The following is an 8812-nucleotide window of genomic DNA, read 5'->3' as shown; positions in this document are numbered from 1 at the left end:
CGGCGCGCGGGCCGTGGCCGGGTACCGCGGGACGAAATCGGGCCGGGTCGCGGGCACCGTCGCCGGATGGTCGGGCCAGATCTCGCTCGTGACGGCAACGGTCCGCCCCGCGCCGCAGGCCGCGGCCACCGCATGCCACGGCTCGCCGGCGCAGAAGCCGTCGAGTTCGCCGCTGGCGAGCGCGGCGACCATCTCCGGCGGCGGGATCACGACGCTGCGCACGTCGCGCAGCGGATCGACGTCGTGCGACGCGAGCCAGTGGTTCAGCCACATCGCGTGCGTGCCGGTGGGGAAGGTCTGCGCGAGGAGCGGCTTGCGGCCGAGCGTCGCGAACGCGTCGCGCACGCTGCCGCTGGTGCGATACGCGTCGGCGAGGCCGCGCGACAACGAGATCGCCTGGCCGTTGCGGTTCAGCACCATCAGCGCGGCCATGTCGGCCTGCGGGCCGCCGATCCCGAGCTGCAGCCCACAGACGAGCCCGTACAGCGCATGCGCGGCGTCGAGTTCGCCGCTCAGCAGCTTGTCGCGCACGGCGGCCCACGACGGCTGGCGGCTGAGTTCGAGCGTGAGGCCGTGTCGCGCGCCGAGGTTCAGGCGCTGCGCGACGATCAGCGGGGCCGCGTCGCTCAGCGCGACGAACCCGAGGCGAAGATGCGCGCGTTCCGGCGCGGCGGGAGAGGAGATATCCATGGCATTCATGACTGGGGTGACGCGTCGAGCAGTTGCCGCGCGACGTCGACGATGCGCAGGCCCTGGTCCATCGCGCGCTTGCGCAGTGCCGCGTAGGCGTCGTGTTCGGACAGCTTGCGCTGGTCCATCAGCAGGCGCTTCGCGCGGTCGATCAGTTTGCGCTCCGCGAGTTCGCGCTCGACGTCGGCCAGCCGGCGGCGCAGCGCATCGTCGTGCGAGAAACGGGCAAGCGCGACTTCGAGAATCGGTGCGAGGCGCTCGGCCGACAGCCCTTCGACGAGATACGCGCTGACGCCCGCGCCGACCGCCGCGCGGATCAGCGACTGGTTGGCGTCGTGGCTGAACATCAGCACGGGGCGCGGCGCGGTGGCGTGCATCACGGCAAGCTGCTCGAGCGTGTCGCGCGACGGCGAATCGGTATCGATGATCACGACGTCGGGATGCTGTTCCTCGACGGCTGCCGGCAGGCGCGCGGGCGTCGCGACGTCGTTCAGCATCTCGTAGCCGAGGGTCGCGAGTGCATCGCCGAGCTCGCCGATCGGCTTGTCGGTGTCGGTGACGAGCAGCACGCGCAGGCGGGCGGAAGAAGCAGGCGTACTCATGACGCGAACGGCGGCGGCGAAATCGTGGCGCGATGGGCGGATCGGGGGCAACGGCCCCGTGCGGTCATCGTGTCGGTGCCGCGCATGGCGGCCCGGCGGCCGGTGCCGCTGTCTTCATGATAGGTGGGCGGCCGGTGCCGCGTGGTGTCGCGCATGCTACGCGGCCCGGGACAAGGCCGTTTCGATCGCGACGCCCGCGGCCGGCACGTGCTGCACGGCTGCTTCGCCGATCGCGCCGCCGACGAGGATCACGGCCGGGCTGCCGAGCCGCGCTTCGTCGATGCCGCGCGCGAGATCGGCGAGCGTGCCGGTCCGGCGGCGTTCGTCGGGCGGGCCGGCCCATTGCACGGCCGCGGCCGGCGTCGACGGCGGCAGCGCGGTGAGCAGGCCGGCGGCAATGCTGTCGACGCGGCTCATGCCCATGTAGATCGCGAGCGTGGTGCCGGTCGCCGCGAGGCGGGCCCAGTCGGGTTCGCCGTGGTCCTGACGGTGCGCGGTGACGAACGTGACGCCCTGGCAATGCTCGCGGTGCGTGAGCGAGATGCCGAGGCTCGCGGCGGCCGCGAATCCCGACGAGATGCCGTTGACGATCTCGACCGGAATCGCGGCCGCGCGCAGTGTCGCCAGTTCTTCACCGGCGCGCCCGAACAGCAGCGCGTCGCCGCCTTTCACGCGCACCACGTGCGCGCCGCGCAGCGCGTAGCGGCGCATCAGCTTCTCGATGAATGCCTGCGGCGTGGAGCGGCAGCCGCCGCGCTTGCCGACGCGGATCACGCGCGCCTGCGGCGCGAGTTCGACGATGCCGGGCGCGACGAGATCGTCGAGCAGCAGCACGTCGGCGGCGGCCAGCGCCTTCACGGCCTTCAGCGTGAGGAGATCGGGATCGCCGGGGCCGGCGCCCAGCAGCGTGACTTTGCCTGTCGTCATGTCGTGTTCCAGTGCCGCCTGCATGCGGCGGTCGATAGCGCGTTGTCTGCGCGGCGGCGGCGGGCGGTCGAAACGCACCGGCATCCGGCCGTGCCGTGCACGGAGGGACGCCGTTGTCCTGATCGGCCCGCCGGTACGACGGGCATGGTTTGCGGGGACTGCCCACCGGCGCCGTTGCCGGTGTCATGCATCAGGTTCAGCAATATCCGGGCCAACCGGCATGACACGTCGCGCCGGCACGGCGGGAACGGCGCGTACGCGCCGCGTGATGCCCCCGGGCATGCATGCAGCAGTCGCGCGCTGGCAGACGCAATGCCGCATCGGCGTGCATCGTGCCCCGTCTGCGCGCACCGCGATGTCGCACGGGGACAGTGCTGCAGCGCACCACATCTGTGCCTCGCTGCCTCACGGCGCATCGTGGGTCGCAGGGCGCCGCGCGTCGCATGACGCCCGACGCGCCTTGCGGGGCGGGGCTGTGGGCCCGATTCGCGACGACATGGCACGGCGTTTGCGTTAGGAGGTTCGGGCGGATCAATGGCGATTCGTCCGGCAGTACCGATTACAGACGCGCCCGGCAACGGGCTTCATGGGCAACGGCGTCCTACGCATCGGGTCTCGACGAGACCGGGTGCGCAGGACGCCGTTTTTCGTTTGGCGGATGACATGACCGACAAAGCTACCCGTATCGATCTCTTCAGCTTCCGCACCGCGCCGATGCGCGCGTTCCACCTGACGTGGATGGCGTTCTTCGTGTGCTTCTTCGCATGGTTCGCGTGCGCGCCGCTGATGCCGCTGATCGCACGCGAATTCCACCTGACCGCGGCACAGGTCGCCAACATCAATATCGCGGCCGTGGCCGCGACGATCGCCGTGCGGCTGCTGGTCGGCCCGCTGTGCGACCGTTTCGGCCCGCGCCGCGTGTACGTCGGCCTGTTGCTGCTCGGCGCGATCCCCGTGTTCGCGGTGTCGTTCACGCACGACTACCTGTCGTTCCTGATCTGCCGGCTCGGTATCGGCGCGATCGGCGCGGGCTTCGTGATCACGCAGTACCACACGTCGGTGATGTTCGCGCCGAACGTGGTCGGCACCGCGAACGCGACGACGGCCGGCTGGGGCAACGCCGGCGCAGGCGCCACGCAGGCGCTGATGCCGCTGCTCGTCGCCGCCGGCCTGATGCTCGGCTTCGGCGAGGATTCGTCGTGGCGCATCGCGCTGGTCGTGCCGGGCGTCGCGATGCTCGTGATGGCCTGGGCGTACTGGCGCTTCACGCAGGATTGCCCGCAAGGCGACATCATCGCGCTGCGCAAGGAAGGCGTGACGGTCGACAGCGGCAAGAAGGGCGGCTGGGCGAGCTTCTTCGCGGCCTGCGGCAACTATCGCGTGTGGATGCTGTTCGTCACGTACGGCGCGTGCTTCGGCGTCGAGGTGTTCATCCACAACATCGCCGCGCTGTACTACGTCGATCACTTCAGCCTGTCGCTGAAGGACGCCGGCTTCGCGGTCGGCCTGTTCGGGCTGCTCGCACTGTTCGCCCGCGCGCTCGGCGGCTGGCTGTCGGACAAGATCGCCGCGCGCCGCAGCCTCGACGTGCGCGCGACGCTGCTGTGCGCGCTGATCGTCGGCGAAGGGCTCGGGCTGATCTGGTTCTCGCATGCGCAAAGCATCGGCGTCGCGCTCGTCGCGATGCTCACGTTCGGCCTCTTCACGCACATGGCCTGCGGCGCGACTTACGCGCTGGTGCCGTTCATCGACCGCAAGGCCCTCGGCGGCGTGGCGGGGATCGTCGGCGCGGGCGGCAACGTCGGCGCGGTGGCCGCAAGCTTCCTGCTGAAAGGCGTCGGCGACGTGCAACACACGCTGAGCCTGCTCGGCCTGGCCGTCACCGCGACCGCGCTGTGCGCGATGGCCGTGCGCTTCAGCGAAGAACACAAGGCACGCGAAGCCGAGCTGCGCGACCGCGCGCTGGCTGCCAGCACCGTCGCGAACTGATCGACCGAAGGAAACGTCACCATGAAACTCATCGTCATCGGCCACGGCATGGTCGGCCACAAGCTCCTCGAATGCGTCGCGGCGGAAGCGGGCGCCGCGGGCGCGCTGCAGGTCACCGTGCTCGGCGAGGAATCGCGCCCGGCGTACGACCGCGTGCACCTGTCCGAATTCTTCGCGGGCAAGTCGGCGGACGACCTGTCGCTCGTCGAACCCGGCTTCTTCGAGCGTCATCCGCAGTTCGACCTGCGCCTGAGCGCGCAAGTCGCGTCGATCGACCGCGCCGCGCATACGGTCACGCTCGCATCCGGCGAAACGCTCGCGTACGACAAGCTGGTGCTCGCGACGGGGTCGCGCCCGTTCGTGCCGCCGATGCCGGGCCACGATCGCGACGGCTGCTTCGTGTACCGGACGATCGAGGATCTCGAAGCGATGCAGGCGTGCGGCACGCATGCGAAGCGCGGCGTCGTGGTCGGCGGCGGGCTGCTCGGCCTCGAATGCGCGAAGGCGCTGCGCGACATGGGGCTCGAGACGCACGTCGTCGAATTCGCGCCGCGACTGATGGCCGTGCAGGTCGACGACGGCGGTGGCCGGATGCTGCGCGCGAAGATCGAGGCGCTCGGCGTGACCGTGCATACGGGCAAGAACACGCTCGAGATCGTCGATGGCGAGGAAGGCACGCACCGGATGGCGTTCGCCGACGGTTCGCACCTCGACGCCGACATGATCGTGTTCTCGGCCGGCATCCGCGCCCGCGACGAACTGGCCCGCGCCTGCGGGCTCGACATCGGCCCGCGCGGCGGCGTCGCGATCGACGACGCCTGCCGCACGAGCGACGCCGACATCTACGCGATCGGTGAATGCGCGGCCTGGAACGGCATGGTGTACGGCCTCGTCGCTCCCGGCTACGACATGGCGCGCGTGGTCGCGAAGCAGCTCGGCGGCGATGCGAACGGTGCGGCCGAGGCCGCATTCGCCGGCGCCGACATGAGCACGAAGCTGAAGCTGATGGGCGTGGACGTCGCGAGCATCGGCGACGCGCACGGCACGACGGCCGGCAGCCGCACCTACCAGTACGCGGACGAGCGCCGCCAGGTCTACAAGAAGCTCGTGGTGTCCGACTGCGGCAAGTTCCTGCACGGCGCGGTGATGGTCGGCGATGCAGCCGAATACGGCACGCTGCTGCAGATGATGCTGAACCGCATCGAGCTGCCGGAGTCGCCGGAATTCCTGATCCTGCCGTCGTCGGACGGCGTCGCGAAGCCGGCGATCGGCGTCGAGGCGCTGCCTGCGGCCGCCCAGATCTGCTCGTGCAACAACGTGTCGAAGTCGCAGATCTGCACGGCGGTGGCCGACGGCGCGACGAGCCTCGGCGCGCTGAAGACGTGCACGGGCGCCGGCACGTCGTGCGGCGGCTGCGTGCCGCTCGTCACGCAGATCATGAAGGCCGAGATGAAGAAGCAGGGCCTCGCGGTCAACAACCATCTGTGCGAGCACTTCCCGCATTCGCGCCAGGAGCTGTTCCACCTGATCCGCGTCGAGCGCATCACGACCTTCGACGAACTGCTCGCGAAGCACGGCCACGGCCTCGGCTGCGACGTCTGCAAGCCGGCGGTGGCGGGCATTCTCGCGTCGTGCTTCAACGAATTCGTGCTGAAGAAGGAGCACGCCGGGCTGCAGGATTCGAACGACTACTACCTCGCGAACATCCAGCGCGACGGCACGTACTCGGTCGTGCCGCGCATGCCGGGCGGCGAGGTCACGCCGGAAGGGCTGATCGCGGTGGGGCAGGTCGCACAGAAGTACGGGCTCTACACGAAGATCACCGGCGGCCAGCGCGTCGACCTGTTCGGCGCACGCGTCGAGCAGTTGCCGTCGATCTGGGAGGAGCTGATCGCGGCCGGCTTCGAATCGGGCCACGCCTACGGCAAGGCGCTGCGCACCGTGAAGTCGTGCGTCGGGTCGACGTGGTGCCGCTACGGCGTCGACGATTCGGTCGGCCTCGCAATCGACCTGGAGAACCGCTACAAGGGGCTGCGCGCGCCGCACAAGATCAAGTTCGGCGTGTCCGGCTGCACGCGCGAGTGTGCGGAAGCGCAGGGCAAGGACGTCGGCATCATCGCGACCGAGAAGGGCTGGAACCTGTACGTGTGCGGCAACGGCGGGATGAAGCCGCGCCACGCGGAACTGCTCGCGTCCGATCTCGACCGTCCGACGCTGATCCGCTACATCGACCGTCTCCTGATGTTCTACGTGCGCACCGCCGACCGGCTGCAACGCACCAGCGTGTGGCGCGACAACCTCGAAGGCGGCCTCGACTACCTGATCGACGTCGTCGTGCACGACCGCCTCGGGATCGGCGCCGAACTCGAAGCCGACATGCAGCACGTGGTCGACACCTACGAGTGCGAATGGAAGAAGGCCGTGACCGACCCCGACACGCGCAAGCGCTTCCGCCACTTCGTGAACAGCGACGCGCCGGACACGACCATCGAGTTCGTCGAGACGCGCGGCCAGATCCGGCCCGCGACGCCCGGCGAACGCGCGGGCGGCAAGCCCGTGTCGATTCCCGTCGTGGCCGAAGGCGTGACGCAAGCCGCCACCGAACCCGCAACCGTTTGACCCTGACCGACACCAGCGTCTTTTCCAAGGAGCCCATCATGAACGATCGTCTTCCGCTGTCCTGGACCCGCGTGTGCCCGCTCGACGACATCGTGCCGAACACCGGCGTGTGCGCCCTCGTCAACGGCGAGCAGGTCGCGGTTTTTCACGTCGCGCATGCCGAAGAAGGCGGCGTGTTCGCGATCGACAACGTCGATCCCGTGTCGCAGGCGGCCGTGATGTCGCGCGGGCTGATCGGCAGCCTCGGCGAGCGCGTCGTCGTCGCGTCGCCGCTGTACAAGCAGCATTTCGACCTGCGCACCGGCGAATGCCTCGAGGCGCCCGAGCAGTCGGTGAGCGCGTATCCGTCGCGGGTCGAGGACGGTTTCGTGTGGATCGCAGCCTGACCGCCCCGGAGCGCGCATGACCGCCACCCCCGTCAAGAGCGTGTGCCCGTACTGCGGCGTCGGTTGCGGGATGGTGCTGCACGTCGAGGAAGGCGAAGTCGTCAAGGTGTCCGGCGACTCCGACCATCCGACCAACTTCGGGCGGCTGTGCACGAAGGGCTCGTCGGCGCACGTCGCGTTGCGCCGCTCGGGGCGGCTCGACCGCGCGTTCGTGCGCCGGGCGCGCGAGGACGACCTGGTGCCGCTGTCGGCCCGCGATGCGATCGCCGACACCGCGCGCCGCCTGCGCACGGTGCTCGATACGCACGGGCCCGACGCGCTGTCGTTCTACGTATCGGGGCAGATGTCGATCGAGGCGCAATACCTCGTCAACAAGCTCGCGAAGGGCTTCGTCGGCACCAACAACATCGAGTCGAACTCGCGCCTCTGCATGGCGAGCGCGGGCACCGGCTACAAGCAGTCGCTCGGCGCGGACGGCCCGCCCGGGTCGTACCAGGATTTCGATCGCGCGAACCTGTTCTTCGTGATCGGCGCGAACATGGCCGACTGTCATCCGATCCTGTTCCTGCGGATGATGGATCGCGTGAAGGCCGGCGCGAAGCTGATCGTCGTCGATCCGCGCCGCACCGGCACGGCCGACAAGGCCGACCTGTTCCTGCAGATCCGGCCGGGCACCGATCTCGCGCTGACCAACGGGCTGCTGCATCTGCTGCACGCGAACGGCCGCACCGATGCCGCGTTCATCGACGCGTACACCGAAGGCTGGGACGCGATGCCCGTGTTCCTCGCCGACTACACGCCCGAGCGTGTCGCGGAAATCACCGGGCTCGCGGAAGCCGACCTGCGCACGGCCGCGCAATGGATCGGCGACGCGCAGGAGTGGATGAGCTGCTGGACGATGGGGCTCAACCAGAGCACGCACGGCGTGTGGAACACCAACGCGATCTGCAACCTGCATCTCGCGACGGGCAGGATTTGCCGCACCGGCAGCGGCCCGTTCTCGCTGACCGGCCAGCCGAACGCGATGGGCGGGCGCGAGATGGGCTACATGGGCCCCGGGCTGCCGGGCCAGCGCTCGGTGGCGTCCGACGACGATCGCCGTTTCGTCGAGAACCTGTGGCGCGTGCCGGCCGGCACGCTGCGCAAGGAGACGGGGCAAGGCACGGTGGACATGTTCGCGCGGATGGCGGCGGGCGACATCAAGGCATGCTGGATCATCTGCACGAACCCGGTCGCCACGGTGCCGAACCGGCAGAACGTGATCGCCGGGTTGCAGGCCGCCGAGCTCGTGATCGCGCAGGACGCATTCCTCGACACCGAGACCAACCGCTATGCGGACATCCTGCTGCCCGGCGCGCTGTGGGCCGAGGGTGACGGCGTGATGATCAACTCCGAGCGCAACATGACGCTGATGCGCGCGGCGGTCGCGCCGCCGGGCGACGCGCTGCCCGACTGGCGCATCGTCGCGGAAGTCGCGCGTGCGATGGGCTTCGGCGATGCGTTCGACTATGCGTCGGCGGCCGACGTGTTCGACGAGATCGTCCGCTTCTCGAATCCGGCGACCGGCTACGACCTGCGCGGCGCGAGCCATGCGGCGCT

The 8812-nt window shown here is 69.7% G+C and carries 7 protein-coding genes; 4 read left to right on the top strand and 3 right to left on the bottom strand.

Going from position 1 to position 8812, the window contains the following annotated elements:
* The 3 genes from G3N93_RS28290 to cobA all read right to left on the bottom strand — a co-directional run.
* Nucleotides 1-690, bottom strand: a 690-nt coding sequence (locus G3N93_RS28290) for a CmpA/NrtA family ABC transporter substrate-binding protein (RefSeq protein ID WP_206134443.1), incomplete at its 3' end; no start/stop codon positions are given.
* 5 nt (nt 691-695) lie between these two features.
* Entirely contained in the window at nt 696-1292 is a 597-nt protein-coding gene (locus G3N93_RS28285) for an ANTAR domain-containing response regulator (RefSeq protein ID WP_174943043.1), read from the bottom strand.
* Between the two features lie 156 nt (nt 1293-1448).
* Complete coding sequence (gene cobA / locus G3N93_RS28280) at nt 1449-2219, bottom strand: uroporphyrinogen-III C-methyltransferase (protein ID WP_206134442.1); 771 nt, start codon at nt 2217-2219, stop codon at nt 1449-1451.
* Between the two features lie 663 nt (nt 2220-2882).
* On the opposite strand from cobA, the gene G3N93_RS28275 reads away from it, so the two are divergent.
* The 4 genes from G3N93_RS28275 to G3N93_RS28260 form a co-directional block, all read left to right on the top strand.
* Nucleotides 2883-4208 (top strand): MFS transporter, encoded by a 1326-nt coding sequence (locus G3N93_RS28275; protein WP_174943046.1) that lies wholly within the window; start codon nt 2883-2885, stop codon nt 4206-4208.
* A gap of 21 nt (nt 4209-4229) precedes the next feature.
* Nucleotides 4230-6827 (top strand): nitrite reductase large subunit NirB, encoded by a 2598-nt coding sequence (gene nirB, locus G3N93_RS28270; RefSeq protein ID WP_206134441.1) that lies wholly within the window; start codon nt 4230-4232, stop codon nt 6825-6827.
* A 38-nt stretch (nt 6828-6865) separates the two neighbouring features.
* Nucleotides 6866-7213 carry a nitrite reductase small subunit NirD gene (nirD, locus tag G3N93_RS28265; RefSeq protein WP_011354949.1) on the top strand — a complete coding sequence of 116 codons (348 nt, stop codon included), beginning with the start codon at nt 6866-6868 and terminating at the stop codon, nt 7211-7213.
* Nucleotides 7214-7229: 16 nt separating this feature from the next.
* On the top strand, nt 7230-8812 hold a 1583-nt coding region (locus G3N93_RS28260), incomplete at its 3' end, for a molybdopterin-dependent oxidoreductase (protein ID WP_206134440.1).

This window comes from Burkholderia sp. Se-20378, from assembly GCF_017104665.1.
Lineage (GTDB): Bacteria > Pseudomonadota > Gammaproteobacteria > Burkholderiales > Burkholderiaceae > Burkholderia > Burkholderia lata.
The sequence above is the reverse complement of the archived record's forward strand: the minus strand, read 5'-3'. Positions and strand labels throughout refer to the sequence as shown.